This is a genomic window from Candidatus Kirkpatrickella diaphorinae (assembly GCF_025736875.1).
In the GTDB taxonomy this organism is placed as follows: Bacteria; Pseudomonadota; Alphaproteobacteria; order Acetobacterales; family Acetobacteraceae; genus Sorlinia; species Sorlinia diaphorinae.
Genome location: NZ_CP107052.1, coordinates 767510 through 785160, shown reverse-complemented (window position 1 = coordinate 785160; position 17651 = coordinate 767510). Strand labels below are relative to the sequence as shown.

The following is a 17651-nucleotide window of genomic DNA, read 5'->3' as shown; positions in this document are numbered from 1 at the left end:
TTTATGAGTCCCGACATGCAGGCTGAGCCGAGCAACCGCCCTTATGAAGAGTGCGGTGTTGTGGGGATCTGGGGTGCGCCGGGCGCGGCGGGGCTCGCGGCCTTGGGGCTTCATGCGCTGCAACATCGCGGTCAGGAAGCTGCCGGCATTGTCAGTCATGATGAATCCCGTTTCTACCAGCGCAAGGGGCTGGGTTTGGTCGGGGATGTTTTCGGTGATCCGCGAGATATTGCGCAATTACCGGGTGACTGCGCCATCGGGCATAATCGTTATGCCACCACGGGCGCGACTTTGCTGCGCAATGTCCAACCCCTTTTTGCTGATTTTGAATTTGGCGGGCTCGCTGTCGCGCATAATGGCAATCTGACAAATGCCCAGACGCTACGCCAGGCCCTGGTGAAGCGCGGATGCATCTTTCAATCGACGACCGACACGGAAGTTTTCGTTCATCTGATCGCGATTTCCCTCTATTCGACGGTCAAGGAGCGGCTGATTGACGCGGCGAAGCAGGTTAAAGGCGCTTATTCCGTCGTCTGTCTTGATCAGGATACGCTGATCGGGTTGCGGGATCCGCTCGGCGTGCGCCCGCTCGTTCTGGGCAAACTGGCTGAGGGCGGCTGGATGCTCGCGAGTGAAACATGCGCATTGGAAATTGTCGGTGCCGAATTTGTCCGGGATGTCGAGCCCGGGGAACTCGTCGTCATTGACAAGAGTGGTGTCACGTCATGCCGCCCCTTTAAAAATACGGCATCCCGCTTCTGCGTTTTTGAATATATCTATTTTTCACGCCCTGACTCCCAGGTTGAGGGGCGTTCCGTCTATCAGGCGCGCAAGCAGATCGGTGTGGAACTCGCGAAGGAAAGCCCCATCCCCGCGGATGTCATCGTGCCCGTCCCGGATTCCGGCGTGCCGTCAGCCATGGGTTACGCGGCGGAAAGCAAGCTTCCGTTTGAGATGGGCATCATTCGCAACCATTATGTCGGCCGCACTTTCATTGAGCCAACTGACCAGATCCGCCATCTAGGCGTGCGGATGAAGCATTCAGCCAATCATTCCGTGCTGGCAGGTAAACGCGTTGTGCTTGTCGATGATTCGATCGTCCGGGGGACGACATCGCGTAAAATCGTGGATATGGTGCGGGCCGCCGGTGCGACAGAAGTCCATATGCGCATCAGCTCCCCCCCTACGAAGCATCCCTGTTTTTACGGTATCGACACGCCGGAGGAGAGCAAACTCCTGGCTGCGACCCATTCGGTCGAGGAGATGGCGAAGGTGATCGGCGTTGACAGCCTCGCTTTCATTTCCTTTGACGGGCTTTACCGCGCTTTAAATCACGTCAATAGATCAGAAGCGTCGCATCGTTACTGCGATGCCTGTTTTACCAGTGATTACCCGGTTGAGCTGGTTGATCGGGAAGGGCGTCTGATTGCATAACGGTGTCGGGACGCTTTATCAGAAGCCCGACGAAATATTTGTGCGTTTTGCGCGCAACTGACGCTTATTGAAGCTTGTTTTAATTAAATCACTTCTTCAGTAGACGCAACTTCTGTGTGGCGTTGCACCGTTATACTCAGATTATGAACCTATCAAACGCCTATGTACGATCACTGTGTCGACATAAGTTGACCTTAAAACACAAAGTGAATAGCTTACGTGAACTTTGCCTTAAGGTTTTTTTCCATTCGCGCAGCCCGGCTTCGCGAGGCACCTCATCACGCTATTAACGATTCGGATAGTCTTTATGCAGAACCCACCCGATGTCTTGCCAAACCGGGCTTTTATGACAGTTCAGAACGTGACGAAAAACGCCTTGCTCTGCAGTGTGGCCTTCATGACGGCCCTGACGCTGGCCGGCTGCAAAAGCAAATCAGGTTCCGGCAATCCGCCGCCGCAGCTCGTGAAGTTTGTCAAGGTCCATACGGAAGCCGTGCCGGTTAACACCGCACTCCCCGGTCGGGTCAGCGCGTTTGAGCAGGCGCAGATCCGTCCACAAGTGGGTGGCGTTGTTCTCAAACGGTATTTTGAGCAGGGCACGGATGTAAAAAAGGATCAACTCCTTTATCTGATCAACCCCGCGCCTTATAAAGCGGCGTATGAGACCGCCAAGGCGCAGCTTCTTCACGCCCGCGCGGCGGCCATAGGCATCAGAGCGCAGTATGAGCGTTATAAGCCTCTGGTCAAAGCCCATGCTGTCAGCCAGCAGGATTTCGACAATACGCGGTCTCAGGCCCTTCAGGCGGAAGCGGCCATCGCCACCGCCCAGGCCACGCTTGACAGTGCCGCCGTTAATCTGGACTGGACGGAAGTCCGCTCCCCGATTGAAGGGCGTATAGGGCGCATGTTGTACACGCCGGGCACTTTAGTAACGGCGGGGCAGGTTGATCCGATTGCGCTGGTCACGCGTCTTGACCCGATTTATGTCGACGTGAATCTCGCAGCTTCCGACATGTTGCGTCTGCGTCGGGAGATTGCGGATGGCACGCTTAAAAAAGTGGATGAAGGCGATGCCTCCGTCGAGTTGATGCTGGAGGATGGCAGTAAATATGACTTGCCCGGTGTGCTGCGACTCTCCGAAGTGACAGTTGACCCGGGTACAGGCACACTCGTTTTGCGGGCGCAATTCCCCAATCCGGATAAATTGCTCATGCCCGGTATGTATGTGCACGCGCAGGTCAAAGAGGGGGTTGATCCGACATCCGTTGTGGTGCCGCAGGAGGCTGTGATGCGCAACTCTCGCGGGGATCCATACGTCTTCGTGATTGATGACAAAAACCAGCTCGACACAAAAATGGTGGAACTTGGCCGCGCGATCCATGGCAAATGGGTTGTGCGGAAAGGTTTGAAAGATAATGATCGCGTCGTTGTCTCAGGCCTGGTCAAGGTTAAAAGCGGTCAGAAAGTGACGCCTGAGGAACAAACGACTCCCGCTCCGAAGACGCAGGAAAAATAAGAGTATCCATGTCACGCTTCTTTATCGACCGCCCCGTATTCGCCTGGGTCATTGGACTCATCATCATGCTCATCGGGATTGTCGCCATCCCGAACATGCCGGTTGCGCAATATCCCAGCATTGCCGCGCCTGAAGTCGCGATTTCGGTCGACTATCCGGGGGCTTCGGCTGAGACCGTCAATAACACGACGGTGCGGCCGATCCTCCAACAAATGTACGGGCTTGACCATCTTGAATATATTTCCGCGACGTCTTTCGGCAGCGGACATATGGAAATCGACCTGACGTTTGAGCAGGGGACCAACCCCGACATCGCGCAGGTGCAGGTGCAGAATAAATTGCAGCTTGCCCAGCCGCGTCTGCCGACAGAAGTCGTCACACAGGGTATTTCAGTCAATAAATCCGCGAAGAGCTTTTTCCTTATCCCTGCCTTCATCTCTGAAGATGGCAGCATGTCGGGGCAGGATATTGCGGATTACATCGCCTCCAACGTGTCTGACCCTGTCTCCCGCGTGACGGGTGTGGGTGACAAGACGCTTCTCGGCTCCGAATATGCAATGCGCATCTGGATGGATCCGAACAAGCTGTTTCGTTACCAGCTTAACGTCACGGATGTGCAGAATGCGATTGCACAGCAGAACATCCAGATTTCCTCCGGTGAACTCGGCGGCGTGCCCGCCTCATCGGAAGCTGGTTTCGATGCCTCGATCATCGGGCCGGAGCGCTTCAGCGACCCTGAGCAATTCCGCAATATTGTGCTGAAAGTGCAGCTTGACGGGTCACAGGTGCTCCTCAAGGACGTCGCGCGCGTGGAATTGGGGGCGCAGAATTATAATATCTCGTCATTTTATAATAACCGTCCCGCCGTCGGTATCGGCCTCAAACTCGCGCCGGGCTCCAACCAGATCAAAACGGAAGCCGCCGTCCGCGACAAGATTTCAGAGCTTGAAAAGTTTTTCCCGAAAGGTCTGAAGACGGTTTACGCGTTCGACACGCTTCCCTTCATCACTTTATCGATCCATGAAGTGCTTGAAACGCTGGTCATCGCCATCATTCTTGTCTTTGTGGTGATGCTGATCTTCCTCCAGAATTTCCGCGCCACGCTGATCCCGACAATCGCCGTGCCGGTCGTGCTGCTGGGGACGTTCGGTGTTCTGTCGGGGCTCGGTTACAGCATCAACACGCTGACAATGTTGGCGATGGTGCTGGCTGTCGGGTTGTTGGTGGATGATGCGATCGTCGTTGTGGAAAATGTCGAGCGTGTCATGGATGAGGAGGGACTTTCCCCGAAGGAAGCCTCAAAAGCCTCCATGGATGAGATCCAGGGCGCACTCGTGGGGATTGTGCTGGTTCTGACGGCGGTGTTTCTGCCCATGGCGGCGTTTGGCGGGTCGACAGGCGTGATCTATCGCCAGTTCTCCTTCACCATTGTCGCCGCCATGTGGCTGTCGGTCCTCGTCGCGCTCATCATGACGCCTGCGCTTTGCGCAACCATGCTGCGGCCGTCCCACACAGTTAAAAACCGCTTCGCCAAATGGTTCAACCTCCATTTTGACCGGATGACGGAGGCTTATCTCCGCGGTGTGAAATGGATGATCAACAGTGTCACCGTGGCGCTGATCGGATTTGTCATTCTGACAGGCTGCGTGGTGTTTCTCTTCCTCCGCGTGCCGACAGGGTTTTTGCCGGAGGAGGATCAGGGCGTTCTTTTCGGCCAGTTGACGATGCGCCCCGGCGCCACCAAAGCGCAGACAGGTGAGGTGAATCGCCGAATCTCCGATTACATCATGAAGAATTACGGCGATATCGTTCAGTCCGTCTTCAGTGTGGACGGGTTCAATTTCGCCGGGCAGGGGCAGAGCGCGGGGGCGTTCTTCGTCCGTTTCAAACCCTGGAATATCCGCACAAAATCGAACCAGTCGGCGATGAATGTCGCGCAGGAGATCACGATGCATTTCTGGGGCGACCCGGCAGCGCAGATCTTCGCCATTAATCCGCCTCCGGTCATGGAGATGGGGAATGCGTCCGGCTTTGACGTCGAGTTGGTCGATAATGGTCATCTCGGCCGCAATGCGCTGGAAGCCGCGCGTGACCAGTTGATTGCCGAGGGCAATAAAAGCCCGCTTCTGGAAGCTGTGCGCTCGATGGAAATGGCGGATCAGCCGCAATTCCATCTCGATGTGGATCGCGACAGGGCGAATGCGCAGGGCATCACGAATAGTGAGATCAACAGCGCTCTCAGCGGTGCTTTCGGCTCCATTTATGTCAATCAGTTTCTACGTGCAGGCCGCGTGAAGCAGGTTTACATTCAGGGTGAGCCCTGGGCGCGTATGACGCCTGAGGACGTCAATAAATGGTATATCCGCAATTCCAGCAACACGATGGTGCCCTTTAATTCCTTCGCGCAGGGCAGATGGATTTACGGTCCGCAGAAAGTCTCCAACTATAATGGTGTTGACGCGCTTGAAGTGCAGGGTTCTCCCCGTCGAGGTGTGAGCTCCGGCGCGGCCATGAACGAGATCGCGCGTATTGCGAAAAGCCTTCCCGCAGGTATCGGATATGAATGGACGAACCTTTCCTATGAGGAGGCAAAGTCCGGCGATTCCACCGGCCCGCTTTATGCGCTGGCCGGCATTGTCATCCTGCTCTGCCTGGCGGCCCTCTATGAAAGCTGGGCCATCCCGCTTTCCGTCGTGCTCGTTCTGCCGCTCGGCGTGCTGGGTGCCATTGTCCTGACATTGATGCGTAATCTCAGTAATGACGTTTACTTTCAGGTTGGACTTCTCACGACGGTGGGGCTTTCGGTTAAAAACGCCATTCTTATCGTGGAATTCGCCAAAGCGTTCTTCGAGGAAGGCGACTCTTTGGAGGAAGCCGTCATCAAAGCGGGCCGGGAGCGCTTGCGCCCGATCCTGATGACCTCCATCGCCTTTGTTTTCGGGGTACTACCGCTTGCTTTCGCCTCGGGCGCGGGCGCCTCCTCGCGTCAGGCCATCGGCACCTGCGTGGTGGGCGGCATGTTATCGGCGACGGCGCTGACGATATTTTTCGTGCCAGTCTTCTTCGTCATTATTCTTCGCCTTTTCCGCGTGAAGCGCCTGAAGGAGAAAATCGATATTTACGCCAAAAAGTCGCAGCGATCGAAGGGAGTCAAATCATGAGGCTGCGTGATTGGGCGCAATCCCTGACAATTTTCGGGATGGTTGCGCTTTTGGCAGGATGCAATCTGGCGCCCCATTACAAGCGGCCAGATCAACCGGTGCAGAATAAATACCCGGACGATGCGCAGAGTCGCGTTGATGGCGCATCTTCCGCCAATATGGGGTGGACGCATTTTTTCCGTGACGCGCGTTTAAAGGCGATCATCTCGCTGGCTTTGCGCAATAACCGTGATCTGCAGGAGAAGGCCGCAGCGATCATCTCCGCACAGGGGAGCTATCAGGTCCAGCATGCATCGCTTTTCCCTCCCATTAGCGTGACAGGTCAGGCTAATTACAATGCGCCTTCTGACCTTGCCGGTTTCTCCTTCGCGCCTTCCACCGGCACAAATGCCTCTCTGTTACGCTATTACGGCGCCGGGATCGGTTTCTCAGCTTATGAGGTCGATTTATTCGGGCGTATCCGTAACCTGTCGAAATTTCAGGCCGAGTCCGTCCTCGCCGCGGCGGAAAATACGCGATCTGTCCGGATCACATTGATCTCTCAGATTGCCAACACCTATCTGCAATGGTTGAGCGACCGCGCTTTGCTGCATATCGCGCAGGATACGCTGTCATCGCAGCAGCAAACGCTTGAACTGACGAAAAATCTTTTCGCTTATGGCCAGACGGAGGAACTGACCCTCAGCCAGATCCAGACGCAGGTTGAGAGTGCCGCCAGTGATGTCGCACGCTTCACGCGTCAGATGGCGGTGGATGAGCACGCTCTGCAACTGCTTGTCGGCACGCCATTGCCGGACACACTCCCCCCGCCTTCAAATTTCGGTCAGCAGACATTGATGGCCGATATCCCGGCCGGCCTCCCCTCCGAATTGATTGCCAATCGCCCGGATGTGCGCGCGCTTGAGCATCAGCTTATCGGTGCCAATGCCAGTATCGGCGCGGCGCGCGCGGCGTTCTTCCCGAAAGTGACGTTGACATCTCAGGAGGGGATCAGCAGCTTGCAGTTTCGCAATCTCTTTACCCCGAATGCACAGACATGGGGCGCCAACCCGGCCATTACGCTGCCGATTTTCACGTGGGGGCAGAATTCCGGTAACCTGAAAATGGCGAAGGCAGAGCAAAAACGTCAGGTCGCTCTTTATGAAAAAGGCGTGCAGAAAGCCTTTCAGGAAGTTTCAGACACATTGACCGGGCGGGAAACCTACCTGCGGCAGGATCAGCATCTGACCCGCCTTGTCGCAGCATCCCGGAAAGCTTACGATCTCGCGATGATGCGCTACAAATCCGGGATTGATCCGTATCTGACGACCCTGACTCAGCAACGGACGCTCTATCTGGCGCAGCAAAACCTCATCATGGTCCAACTTGCGCGATATCAGAATATCGTCACCTTATATCGCGCGCTCGGCGGCGGCTGGAGTGAGAAAGACGTGCAGCTGCCTACAACTGCTCACGCGCAAAAAGGTGTCTGACATGCTGGTAAAGTTACGTTGCTGGACGCGCAGGATGGACGTTCCTGCGCTGATCTGCACTACGTCCGTTCTTTTCGCCGCGTCACCTTTATGGGCGCAGGAGGCGCCGCCGGAAGATGAGGCGCCTAAGGTGCCAAGCCTGCATCAACAGGCCCGCGAGTCGAAATTACCGCGCGCCCATGCGGATTTCAGCCTTTTTCATTTTATTCCAAAGGGTGACGAGGTCATTCAGAGAGCTGACTCAAAGCAGCTCCTTTTCCGCCGACCGGATGGAACGCCCGATGGCTATGCACAGCAGCGCGGAACTGCTATCTTTTATTATGACCGTTTCGGAAATCTGACACAGGTGCAACGTATTGGTGTTCGCGTCGGCAAGACGCCTGAAGAATAGCGACAACAGATACTGTCAAAAAATGCGGCATTGTTTTACGGCAACAGCCTGAGATGCCGCTTTGCGCTTGGTCATTCCATATTTTGTAAAGGATAGATCATGCTCGAATGCAGAGGTTATGCGGCCCAGAGTGCCAATGATTCTCTCAAGCCGTTTTCGTTCAAGCGCCGGGATGTCGGCCCCAAGGATGTGCGGATTGCGATCGCATATTGCGGCGTTTGCCACTCTGACCTCCATATGGCACGCAATGAGTGGCGAAGCACCATCTATCCCTGTGTCCCCGGCCATGAAATTGTTGGTGAAGTTGTCGAAGTCGGGAGCGCGGTCACACGCTTCAAAAAAGGTGACCTCGCCGGAGTGGGCTGCCTGGTCGATTCCTGCGGGCATTGTCAAAGCTGTCAGGAAGGGCTGGAGCAATATTGCGAGACCGGTTCCACAATGACATATGGCAGTGACGATCCGGAGATGGGGACGCCAACATTTGGTGGTTACTCTGACGCGATTGTCGTGACGGAGAAATTCGCGCTCAACATCCCTAAAAATCTTGACCTCGCCGCTGTTGCTCCGCTGCTTTGCGCCGGCATCACCACCTGGTCCCCCCTCCGCCACTGGAAGGCCGGGCCGGGCACGCGGGTCGGGGTGATTGGCCTCGGTGGTCTCGGCCACATGGCGTTAAAACTGGGGCGGGCTCTGGGCGCGGAGATGACGCTTTTCACCACGTCACAAGGCAAGGTGGAAGACGCCAAGCGGCTTGGCGCGCATCACGTGGTGATGTCAAAAGATAAAGGGGAAATGGCACAATGCGCCGGTAAACTTGACCTCATTATCGATACGGTGGCCGTCAAACACCCTGTTGCGCCCTATCTCGAAACACTGAAGCGGGAAGGCGTGTTTGTCTTCGTCGGTCTGCCGGAGGACCCACTCGGTTTCATGCCGATGGATCTCGCCTCCAAGCGGCGTTCCATGTCGGGGTCCTTCATTGGCGGCATCCCGGAAACGCAGGAAATGCTCGATTTCTGCGGCAAGCATGGCATCACGTCAGATATCGAGATGATCGCGATCAAAGACATTGAGAATGCCTATGAGCGTATGCAGAAATCAGACGTGAAATATCGCTTCGTCATCGACCTCAAGACGCTCGAGGAAGCAGCGTAAGGGTCACTTCACTTCAAGCCATGTGACGGTCAGCAGACCGTCACAACCGCCCCGAGCTCCCGGATTTCCGCCAGGCGCTCGGGGTCAATCTGCTTATCCGTCAGGATCGCGTCGAATTCCTGCAATTGGGCCAGACGATGCAGCCCGCCCGCCCGGAACTTCGTGCTGTCCGCCAGCAAAACGCATCGATCGGCAATATCCATCATCGTCCTTTTGACTTTGACGACGTCCTGATCATTCTGATAGGCCGTGCCGTCCGCAATGATGGATGTCGACACAAAAAATGTGTTGGCCCGCAATGCCCGCGTCGCCTGCTCACACACCAGGCCGAAAAATGCATTGCGCGCGCCATTATATTCACCACCAAGACAGATCAACTTGATCCCGGGGAAGGGAGCCATCGCCTGCATCACGCCCAGCGCGTTTGTGATGATCGTCAAGGGGGCAAGGGAAGGCAGAAGCGGCAACATTTCGGCGACCGTGGTTGAGTCATCGAGCATGATGACGTCGCCCGGCTTCACCATGGAAACAGCTTCCCGGATGATTTCCCTTTTGAGATCAGCGGCGCGATGCTGGCGGTAGGCGATGTTTTTCTCAGTCCTGGCGCGGTTTTTGAGGGAAACGCCGCCGTGATTTTTATCGATCAAACCCTTATCAGCCAGATTATGCGCATCGCGATGAATCGTCATGCGGCTGACGCCGAAATTATCCGCAAGGCTCTCAATGCTCATACTGCCATGTTCAAAAAGCAAATCGAGAATGCGCTGCTGGCGGGACTTCAAGTTACGACGCTTGAGACTTGTCGTCTGCGTATCGAAGAGGAGCGTTCCGTTATTATCACTCATTTAGTATGTCCTATCCCTTCTATTACAACCGCTCAAATCAACGGACACTCAAATCTTGCAACCCTGCCGAAAGTCTCATGATTGAAACACTATCACTTTAAATTTGTTATCTCAACCACAAAAACTTGCAACCTGCCGCGCCGAATCAATGCTATCTCCGCGTGCAATCCTACCCGGAGACACTACCAAAAATCCTTGGATGGGTTGATCACATTATATCGGGCGAATTTTGAGCCGGTGGCGTGACGTGGTAAAACGACGCCATGCATGAAATGGAGAAGATTATGCGCAGCAAACCGCTTTGGGTCGGCACGAGTTGGAAGATGAATAAGGCACCCCGGGAGGCGCGTCAGGCTGCGGAGGCACTGGCAGAAATCGCATTACCATCTCATATCAGCTCATTCGTCATCCCCCCTTTCACCTCCATTGCGGATGTTTCCCGCATTTTGGACAAATCACCTTTTCAGGTCGGTGCACAGAACACGCATTGGGAGGATGAGGGCGCCTGGACGGGCGAAATCTCCGCCCCCATGATCAAGGAAAGCGGCGCGACGATCGTTGAGGTTGGGCACTCTGAGCGGCGCACGCATTTCAATGAGACAGATGCAACCGTTAATCTCAAAGTTGCCGCAGCGATGCGCCACGATCTGACCCCGCTTATCTGCATTGGTGACACGGCGGAAGACCATCATTTCGGCGTGACGCATGAGACTTTGGCGCGGCAGGCCAGGATTGCCCTGCATGGTTTGACATCGGAGCAGGTTAAAAAGGTGCTTTTCGCCTATGAGCCCGTCTGGGCCATCGGGGCTAAAGGGCGCGCGGCCGCGCCCGACTTTGTGCAGGATGCCCATGCACGTCTCCGCCATCATCTGGCAGATATTTACGGTGCCGAGACAGCGCGCGCGATCAATATTCTCTATGGGGGCAGTGTGTCCCTGCAAAATGCCGCGCATTATGTGAGGCAGAAAGATATTGACGGCATCTTTATCGGCCGCGCCGCATGGGCACCGAAAGATTTCGCCGCCATCATCGATGCATGCGCAGCCTCATCGAACCGGTGAGGACAGAATTGGACGTGCCGGAAAATTGATGTCCGGTGCGACGAAAGAAAGGACGAAGACTATGAAAATCGCGATCGCGGGTGACAGTGCAGGTGAGGCGCTGGCCCACCAACTGACGACCCACCTTCAGAAAAAGGGCTTTGAAGCGACCGACCTTTCCAAACCGGAAAATGGCGCGGCGGAGCTTTATGCAAGCCTGAGCGAACGCGTTGCTCTCGCGGTGAAAGAGGGCCGGTTTGAGCGCGCCATTCTCTGTTGTGGCACGGGGATTGGGGTGTGCATTTCCGCCAATAAGATCCCTGGCATTCGCGCCGCCCTCACCCATGACACTTATTCAGCCCAGCGTGCGGCACTCTCGAATAATGCGCAGATCATCACCATGGGCGCACGCGTCGTCGGGTTGGAATTGGCGAAGTCCATCGCGGAAGCCTGGCTGAATGAAACATTCGACCCCGCAAGCGCCTCGGCAAAAAATGTCGCGGGCATTGATGCACTGGATAAGAAATACGCAGCACCGAAATAAGCCCGGTGCCTGACGCGTCACTAAGAAAAGCGGTCCTTTGGGGCCGTTTTTTTTGATCAGATTTAAGCAGCGGCCGATAACGAACGCCTGTTAGCCAACTCGGATGGAAATGATATCTTACGGCCGCGTCGGTCAGAGGAAGGGATATTGGTCGCATGACAAAAATCTGCGGTGCGGAAGCATCTCGCTTTGCCAAAACGGCTTTGCAAGGTTTTGCCCTTGCCCACGCATCCATGGTGCGTCTCCTTCCGGACGGAGTCATGCGTCGGGACACACAAGCAGCCCCGAAAGTCGTGCTGGTCGTTGGGGGCGGGTCAGGCCATTACCCCGCCTTTCTCGGTTATGTCGGGAAGGGTTTCGCGGATGCGGCCGTCGCCGGGGATGTTTTTGCCTCTCCGTCAACGCAGGCCATCATCCGTACCGCACGCGCAGCCCATCAGGGGCGCGGCATCATATTGGGCTACGGAAATTACGCGGGTGACGTCCTGAATTTCAGCATCGCGGCGGAGCGGCTGAATGCAGAGGGCATTCCGACGCGCCTCATGGCGGTCAGTGATGACATCGCCAGCGCACCGACCGCGCGCCATCTTGAGCGCCGCGGGATAGCGGGTGACCTCGCGATCCTTAAAATCATGGGCGCTGCGGCGGAAGAGGGGCTTGACCTTGATGCGGTCATGGCAATCGGGGAAAAAGCCAATCGCCGGACGCAGAGTTTAGGCGTGGCCTTTGCGGGTTGCACGCTTCCGGGTGAAGCGGCACCGCTTTTTGACGTTACGGCGGGGCAAATGGCGATCGGCCTCGGCGTGCATGGTGAGCAGGGGTTAGAGGAGACGCCCATCCCTGACGCGCAGGCACTCGCGGAACGTCTCTGCACCGCGCTCCTCGCGGAAAAGCCTTCGGACGGCTCGCAATCTGTTGCTGTCATCCTCAATGGACTGGGCGCCACGAAATATGAAGAGCTTTTCGTCCTCTGGACCCATATCACCGACATTTTAACGCGGCATGGATTGAAGATCGTCGCGCCCTGCGTTGGGGAATTCATCACCAGTCTCGATATGGCGGGGTGTTCCTTGACGTTGACGTGGCTAGATGCCGCGCTGGAACCGCTCTGGCGCGCCCCCGTCATCAGCCCGGCCCTGACGCGTGAACGCATCGAGGGGGCGGGGCTTCAGACACTGACGCCTGAACCTGCTGAAGCAACCGTGCCGCCCCCCGCCGCGACGGAAGAAGGCAGGCAGGGCGGGCGCTGCGTCGCGCGGGTCATGACGGCGATTGCGCAGGCTCTCGCGGCGGCGGAGGCCGAATTGGGGCGTATTGATGCGCAGACAGGCGATGGGGATCATGGGCAAGGTATGGCGCGCGGCTCTGACGCGGCCGCCAAAGCGGCGCGCGCGGCGGCGCACGCGGGTGGGGGTGCGCGCACCGTCCTGGCTATTGCGGCTGATGCCTGGGCGGATCGGGCAGGTGGCACGTCAGGGGCGCTATGGGGTGCCGGTCTGCACGCCTTCAGCACAAAGCTGAGTGATGAGAAGCAGGCAACAGCCCATGAGATGGCGCGGGGTGTCATGGAAGCGCGAGATGTCATCATGCGCCTTGGAGGGGCAAAGCCGGGCGACAAAACCCTGATTGATGCGCTTGACCCGTTAGCAACATCTCTCGCGGCTGAAACGCAGGACGATCCCGCTACCAATTGGGAGAGGGGCGCGGCAGCCGCGCAACGGGAAGCTGAAGTGACGCGCCTTCTTCAGGCGCGGCGGGGTCGATCACGCACGCACGGAGAGAGGAGCATCGGCCATCCGGATGCTGGTGCATTGTCGCTTGCCCTTGTCGCCAAGGTCGTCGCAGAATCATTGAAGCAGACAGCGGAAGTTTGATCAAAACCCTGGTCAAGCGGCACGCAGGAGAATGATGTTCACCTGCGCGCCGTGTGACGCGATTTCGTCTCAGCCCTGAGGTGACTCTGACAGAAAAAAGCGGTTTTGATAATTTTGCGGGAAATGCGTTTTATGCGCGGCCCACGCCGCGCAGGTCGCTTCGTCCTCAAGTAAAACCGCATTGAAACCGCAGCGCCGCATAAAATCGATCTGATCCGGAAGGGGGTGCCCCTCCGCCAGAATCTCTCCTGTAAACTTCAACTTTTCCCGCAGAGCGCGCGCCTGGGTGAAGGCGCGTCCATCCCGGAAGCTCGGGAAAACGAGGATAACGCTGTGTAAATGCGGTAAAAAAGGCGACAGGGCCGCAATATCGTCATCAACGTTCAAGCGGATGGAGGTCGCGGCCTCCGTCGCCTCAGGCAGCGCCACGGCAGCGCTGTCGGGCGGCATGGGTGATGAAACGCAGCTTTTCAGGTCAAACCGTTTCATACGCAGCTTCCTTGAAGGGCAATTCACCAAGACGGTCTAAAGTCGCCAGGAAACTCTCATCCTGCGCGCGCAGCTCAAGGAAACGATCAATGATCCGCGCAATCGCATCGACCATCTCATCCTCTTTCAAAGCAGCACCGAGGATAGACCCGACTTTGCCATCCTCACCAGCGCGCCCGCCCAAAGTGATCTGGAAAAATTCCTCACCGCGTTTATCTACCCCGAGCAGGCCGATATTTCCAACATGGTGATGCCCGCACGCATTGATACACCCGGAAATATTGATCGAAATCGGCCCGATCGCCTTCTGTAAAGCGAAACTCGCGAAGCGTTGACTGAGCTTCTGGGCGATGGGGATGGAGCGCGCATTGGCCAAAGCGCAATAATCAAGCCCGGGGCAGGCGATAATGTCACCAATGAGATTATTTGCGGCACTGCCCAGATCGATCTCCTGCAAGGCTGACCAGAGGCGGAAGAGATTTTTCCGCGCCACATGGCCGAAAACGAGATTTTGCAAATGGGACACGCGGATTTCCCCAAAGCTCATCTCATCCGCCAATGCGGCGATTCGTGCCATCTGATCACTCGTGAGGTCACCCGGAATTTCTCCGGGCGATTTGACGGAGATCGTCACCACGGCATAGGCATCATTTTTATGGCGGGTGACGTTGCTCGCCATCCATAAATCGAAACCCTCATCGCGCTGACGATGGGCTGAAATTTCAGCCTCTGCCGTATCCGTCTCTGTCAGGGTCGGGACCGCGAAACGTGCTTTGATCTTCTCCACAATTTCAGGCCGGAGCGCGTAATGCCGGTCATCCATTGTCCGGATTTCTTCCGCCACCTGACGACGAAATTCTTCAATACCAAGATGTTGCAGCAATATCTTCAGGCGCGCTTTGTAGATATTATCGCGCCGACCATGGGCGTTATAGACGCGTAGAACGGCCTCCACCGTTTTGAGGAGGTCCCACTCCGCCACATCATCGAACAGTTCCTTCCCCACCAGGGGCGTGCGGCCGAGGCCCCCGCCGACGAAGATGCGGAAGACTGGCCCTTTCTCAGATTGTCGGGCCAGAATGCCAATATCGTGGAAGCGCGCCGCGACCCGGTCCTCGACGCTGCCCGTGATCGCGATTTTAAATTTGCGAGGCAGGAAGGAAAATTCAGGATGCAAGGTTGACCATTGACGCAGGATTTCCGCATGAACGCGCGGGTCAAAAAGCTCATCATGCGCCGCGCCTGCAAAATGATCGCTGGTGACGTTTCGGATGCAATTGCCACTTGTCTGAATGGCGTGCATGTCCACCTGCGCCAGTTGCCGCAGGATCTCGGGTGCCTGCTCAAGCGAAATCCAGTTGAACTGGATGTTCTGCCGCGTCGTAAGGTGACCGTAACCGCGATCATAATGTTTGGCGATGTGCGCGAATTGCCGCATCTGGCGACTATCCAGAACCCCATAGGGGATGGCGACACGCAGCATATAAGCGTGGAGCTGAAGATAAAGCCCGTTCATGAGGCGCAGGGGCTTGAATTCATCTTCCGTCAAATTGCCGGACAGGCGGCGTTCAACCTGCTCGGCGAACTCATCGACGCGCGCCTTCAGAAATTCTCGGTCAATTTCTTCATACTGGTAATGGCCGATTGGGCTTTTGGAACTCATGACGTTGATTTTACTGCAAATTGTGGGTGAGTGGTCGGGCCGAATGCCCGGATCCTCTCGCGCATGCTGATGGGTGAGGGCGGGTGCCCCGGCGTCACGGGCACTTCATAGACATCAATAATGCCGTCCCCCGCCGCACGTTTGGAAGCATCATCCAGATAGGTTTGAAACACGTCCGAATCAAGCTGCCGGGCGTCATAAATTGAGTCTGACCAACCGCCAGCTTCTGTCAGCCATACGATACGCCCATCCTTCAACCGGTTGCCCGTAATGACAACCTTATTATCGTCCGCGATACGGATCGAGCGTTTCATTCCATGCGCCTCAAATCGATTTTAAACAACGCGCCCAGTATTTCAGGCCTTTAACTTTGTTGCAAGACAGATCACCTCGCCGCATTCTGCGTCGGTGACGTGCCCTGCATGTCATTGAGGTTGATATTGACGGAAACGGGACAGTGGTCAGAAGTTACACCTGAATCGAATTTCTGCGCGGATGTCATCACGCGTAAGGAATGATTGCTGAATGCCGCGCGTCCCGATGCGCCGAGAATGATATGATCAATGAAATACTCTCCACCGTGACAGGGGTTTGCCAGTCCTTCGGTCGCAAGTACAAGCTTCGCATTGCGCGATAATAATTTAAAAGCAGGGTCTTGATCGGTAAAGCGTCGATTGAAATCGCCGATCAGAATAAACGGAACACCCTCACTTTGCCGCGCCGCCACCCAATCCGCGATGATTGATAATTGCCGATAAAGAAGCGGGCAGGCATGGAGGCGCTGGTTGAGGGGTTGCTCCCAGCACCCGGTTTTGAGATGCAGGGCCAAAATGCGAAGAGGCTGTTTCCTGATCGTGATGGTGAGATCGAGACCTTCCCGCAAAGGATGGTGGCCTTTCGGACTGACATTGAGGGCCATGAGGGCCGGGTTGAGCGTGACATCGTAACCTTGCCGCACCGCCACGACCACACGTTGCGCGATGGGCGTGGGCGTCATGAAAAACTGGTAGGCCCCGTCTTTGAAAAGGCCCGCTAAAGCGTCTGCGCCATCGACTTCCTGCAAAGCGATGATATCCGGGGCGAGTTTTTCAAGGGTGGTGGCGATGTGGCGGTAATCCTCAGGCCCGCGATCCGGTCGGTCAAAAGGAAGAGAAGGGTCGCTGAGTGGGCGGTGCGAAAGCCACTCCATATTCCAGGTGGCCAGTTTGATGCGCGCCGCCCGCGCGGGTGTCGTGACGGCCAAAGCCAGAAAGACCGCCGCGATGCAGTTAGTTTTTGGCTTTAAGCTCGTCCAATAACTCTTTGACCGGACGCGTTTTTCTCGTTTGTTCATCAAGTATGATGACCTGACCCGTTCCGATATCGTAAAACCAACCCTGTAAGGTCGCTTCTCCCAGTGACAGCGCCCGCACGACGGCGGGATGCGTCCTGAGATGGGCAAGTTGCAGCAGAACATTCTGCTCGGCAAGTTCCCTCACCGTGTCGGGGCCGGCATCTTCCGCCTTGAGACCGATCACCGCGGCGCGCGCGGCTTCGGCATTTTGCAGCCAGCGGCGGATTGTCGGCATCTCGTCAAATTTGGAGGAGCTAAGATCACATAATGCGGTCATCGCGCCGCAATTAGAGTGCCCGCAAACGACAATATGTTTTACTTTCAATGCCATAACGGCATATTCAACGGCGGAGGAGACGCCTCCCATCATTTCCCCATGGGGCGGCACAATATTGCCGACATTGCGCACAATAAAGAGATCCCCCGGCAGGGTCTGGGTGATGAGATTGGGGTTAACACGGCTGTCTGAGCAGGTGATGAACAGCGTCGAAGGTGATTGCGACTCCGCGAGGGTCTCAAATAACGCCTTATGCTCCTCATAGACGGTCTCGTCGAAAAGCTGAACGCCTTCAAGAAGGCGGATAAGGCTGTTTTTGATTTCAGGCTTCATACAGGCGCTCTTTGCTCTCGCGCGATGGCTTCACGGCCCGCGCAGTTGTAAGATTTTTTTCAAACAACGATGCAGGCCACCCGTTCCTTTGTCCACCGCAAACCGCCACGGAAAAACTTTGTCA

15 protein-coding genes are annotated in these 17651 nt (G+C 56.2%); 9 read left to right on the top strand and 6 right to left on the bottom strand.

From position 1 onward, the window contains the following. Positions 1 to 3: 3 nt before the first annotated feature. The 6 genes from purF (at position 4) to N5W20_RS03490 (ending at position 9129) form a co-directional block, all read left to right on the top strand. Entirely contained in the window at positions 4 to 1434 is a 1431-nt protein-coding gene (gene purF, locus N5W20_RS03515) for an amidophosphoribosyltransferase (RefSeq protein WP_408869418.1), read from the top strand. 346 nt (positions 1435 to 1780) lie between these two features. Continuing rightward, positions 1781 to 2950, top strand: a complete 1170-nt coding sequence (locus N5W20_RS03510) for an efflux RND transporter periplasmic adaptor subunit (RefSeq protein ID WP_319807534.1) — start codon at positions 1781 to 1783, stop codon at positions 2948 to 2950. 8 nt (positions 2951 to 2958) lie between these two features. Then, positions 2959 to 6111, top strand: a complete 3153-nt coding sequence (locus N5W20_RS03505) for an efflux RND transporter permease subunit (protein ID WP_319807533.1) — start codon at positions 2959 to 2961, stop codon at positions 6109 to 6111. Further along, positions 6108 to 7583: an efflux transporter outer membrane subunit gene (locus tag N5W20_RS03500; protein WP_319807532.1), complete on the top strand. Its 1476-nt coding sequence runs from the start codon at positions 6108 to 6110 to the stop codon at positions 7581 to 7583. The genes N5W20_RS03505 and N5W20_RS03500 overlap by 4 nt, the downstream gene beginning before the upstream one ends. A gap of 34 nt (positions 7584 to 7617) precedes the next feature. Next, entirely contained in the window at positions 7618 to 7974 is a 357-nt protein-coding gene (locus N5W20_RS03495; protein WP_319807531.1) for a hypothetical protein, read from the top strand. Between the two features lie 99 nt (positions 7975 to 8073). Then, on the top strand, positions 8074 to 9129 hold the full coding sequence (locus tag N5W20_RS03490) for an NAD(P)-dependent alcohol dehydrogenase (RefSeq protein ID WP_319807530.1): 1056 nt from the start codon (positions 8074 to 8076) through the stop codon (positions 9127 to 9129). A gap of 29 nt (positions 9130 to 9158) precedes the next feature. Here N5W20_RS03490 and N5W20_RS03485 read toward each other — a convergent pair whose 3' ends face one another. After that, positions 9159 to 9974 carry a DeoR/GlpR family DNA-binding transcription regulator gene (locus N5W20_RS03485; RefSeq protein WP_319807529.1) on the bottom strand — a complete coding sequence of 272 codons (816 nt, stop codon included), beginning with the start codon at positions 9972 to 9974 and terminating at the stop codon, positions 9159 to 9161. A 284-nt stretch (positions 9975 to 10258) separates the two neighbouring features. On the opposite strand from N5W20_RS03485, the gene N5W20_RS03480 reads away from it, so the two are divergent. The 3 genes from N5W20_RS03480 to N5W20_RS03470 all read left to right on the top strand — a co-directional run bounded on the left by N5W20_RS03480 (position 10259) and on the right by N5W20_RS03470 (position 13432). Further along, entirely contained in the window at positions 10259 to 11035 is a 777-nt protein-coding gene (locus N5W20_RS03480) for a triose-phosphate isomerase (protein ID WP_319807528.1), read from the top strand. Positions 11036 to 11096: 61 nt separating this feature from the next. Then, complete coding sequence (gene derI, locus N5W20_RS03475; RefSeq protein ID WP_319807527.1) at positions 11097 to 11558, top strand: D-erythrulose-4-phosphate isomerase; 462 nt, start codon at positions 11097 to 11099, stop codon at positions 11556 to 11558. A 155-nt stretch (positions 11559 to 11713) separates the two neighbouring features. Beyond that, positions 11714 to 13432 (top strand): dihydroxyacetone kinase family protein, encoded by a 1719-nt coding sequence (locus N5W20_RS03470; RefSeq protein WP_319807526.1) that lies wholly within the window; start codon positions 11714 to 11716, stop codon positions 13430 to 13432. Between the two features lie 69 nt (positions 13433 to 13501). Here the strand turns inward: N5W20_RS03470 and N5W20_RS03465 are convergent, their stop codons facing one another. The 5 genes from N5W20_RS03465 to N5W20_RS03445 form a co-directional block, all read right to left on the bottom strand. After that, a complete protein-coding gene (locus N5W20_RS03465) occupies positions 13502 to 13921 on the bottom strand; it encodes a DUF934 domain-containing protein (protein WP_319807525.1) in 420 nt (139 codons plus the stop codon). Next, positions 13908 to 15584 carry a nitrite/sulfite reductase gene (locus N5W20_RS03460; protein WP_319807524.1) on the bottom strand — a complete coding sequence of 559 codons (1677 nt, stop codon included), beginning with the start codon at positions 15582 to 15584 and terminating at the stop codon, positions 13908 to 13910. Before N5W20_RS03460 ends, N5W20_RS03465 begins: the two co-directional genes overlap by 14 nt. Next, complete coding sequence (locus N5W20_RS03455) at positions 15581 to 15898, bottom strand: DUF2849 domain-containing protein (protein WP_319807523.1); 318 nt, start codon at positions 15896 to 15898, stop codon at positions 15581 to 15583. The genes N5W20_RS03460 and N5W20_RS03455 overlap by 4 nt, the downstream gene beginning before the upstream one ends. Positions 15899 to 15969: 71 nt before the next feature. After that, positions 15970 to 16917 carry an endonuclease/exonuclease/phosphatase family protein gene (locus N5W20_RS03450; protein WP_319807522.1) on the bottom strand — a complete coding sequence of 316 codons (948 nt, stop codon included), beginning with the start codon at positions 16915 to 16917 and terminating at the stop codon, positions 15970 to 15972. Continuing rightward, positions 16853 to 17527, bottom strand: a complete 675-nt coding sequence (locus tag N5W20_RS03445; protein WP_319807521.1) for a carbonic anhydrase — start codon at positions 17525 to 17527, stop codon at positions 16853 to 16855. The genes N5W20_RS03450 and N5W20_RS03445 overlap by 65 nt, the downstream gene beginning before the upstream one ends. Between the last annotated feature and the right edge of the window lie 124 nt (positions 17528 to 17651).

Bases quoted from the DNA above. Each gene is read 5' to 3' on its own strand.
- N5W20_RS03470 (WP_319807526.1), top strand. From the start codon at position 11,714: ATGACAAAAATCTGCGGTGCGGAAGCATCTCGCTTTGCCAAAACGGCT.
- N5W20_RS03495 (WP_319807531.1), top strand. From the start codon at position 7,618: ATGGACGTTCCTGCGCTGATCTGCACTACGTCCGTTCTTTTCGCCGCG.
- N5W20_RS03460 (WP_319807524.1), bottom strand. From the start codon at position 15,584: ATGAGTTCCAAAAGCCCAATCGGCCATTACCAGTATGAAGAAATTGAC.
- N5W20_RS03450 (WP_319807522.1), bottom strand. From the start codon at position 16,917: ATGAACAAACGAGAAAAACGCGTCCGGTCAAAGAGTTATTGGACGAGC.
- N5W20_RS03465 (WP_319807525.1), bottom strand. From the start codon at position 13,921: ATGAAACGGTTTGACCTGAAAAGCTGCGTTTCATCACCCATGCCGCCC.
- N5W20_RS03455 (WP_319807523.1), bottom strand. From the start codon at position 15,898: ATGAAACGCTCGATCCGTATCGCGGACGATAATAAGGTTGTCATTACG.
- derI (WP_319807527.1), top strand. From the start codon at position 11,097: ATGAAAATCGCGATCGCGGGTGACAGTGCAGGTGAGGCGCTGGCCCAC.
- N5W20_RS03505 (WP_319807533.1), top strand. From the start codon at position 2,959: ATGTCACGCTTCTTTATCGACCGCCCCGTATTCGCCTGGGTCATTGGA.
- N5W20_RS03500 (WP_319807532.1), top strand. From the start codon at position 6,108: ATGAGGCTGCGTGATTGGGCGCAATCCCTGACAATTTTCGGGATGGTT.
- N5W20_RS03480 (WP_319807528.1), top strand. From the start codon at position 10,259: ATGCGCAGCAAACCGCTTTGGGTCGGCACGAGTTGGAAGATGAATAAG.
- N5W20_RS03445 (WP_319807521.1), bottom strand. From the start codon at position 17,527: ATGAAGCCTGAAATCAAAAACAGCCTTATCCGCCTTCTTGAAGGCGTT.
- N5W20_RS03510 (WP_319807534.1), top strand. From the start codon at position 1,781: ATGACAGTTCAGAACGTGACGAAAAACGCCTTGCTCTGCAGTGTGGCC.
- purF (WP_408869418.1), top strand. From the start codon at position 4: ATGAGTCCCGACATGCAGGCTGAGCCGAGCAACCGCCCTTATGAAGAG.
- N5W20_RS03490 (WP_319807530.1), top strand. From the start codon at position 8,074: ATGCTCGAATGCAGAGGTTATGCGGCCCAGAGTGCCAATGATTCTCTC.
- N5W20_RS03485 (WP_319807529.1), bottom strand. From the start codon at position 9,974: ATGAGTGATAATAACGGAACGCTCCTCTTCGATACGCAGACGACAAGT.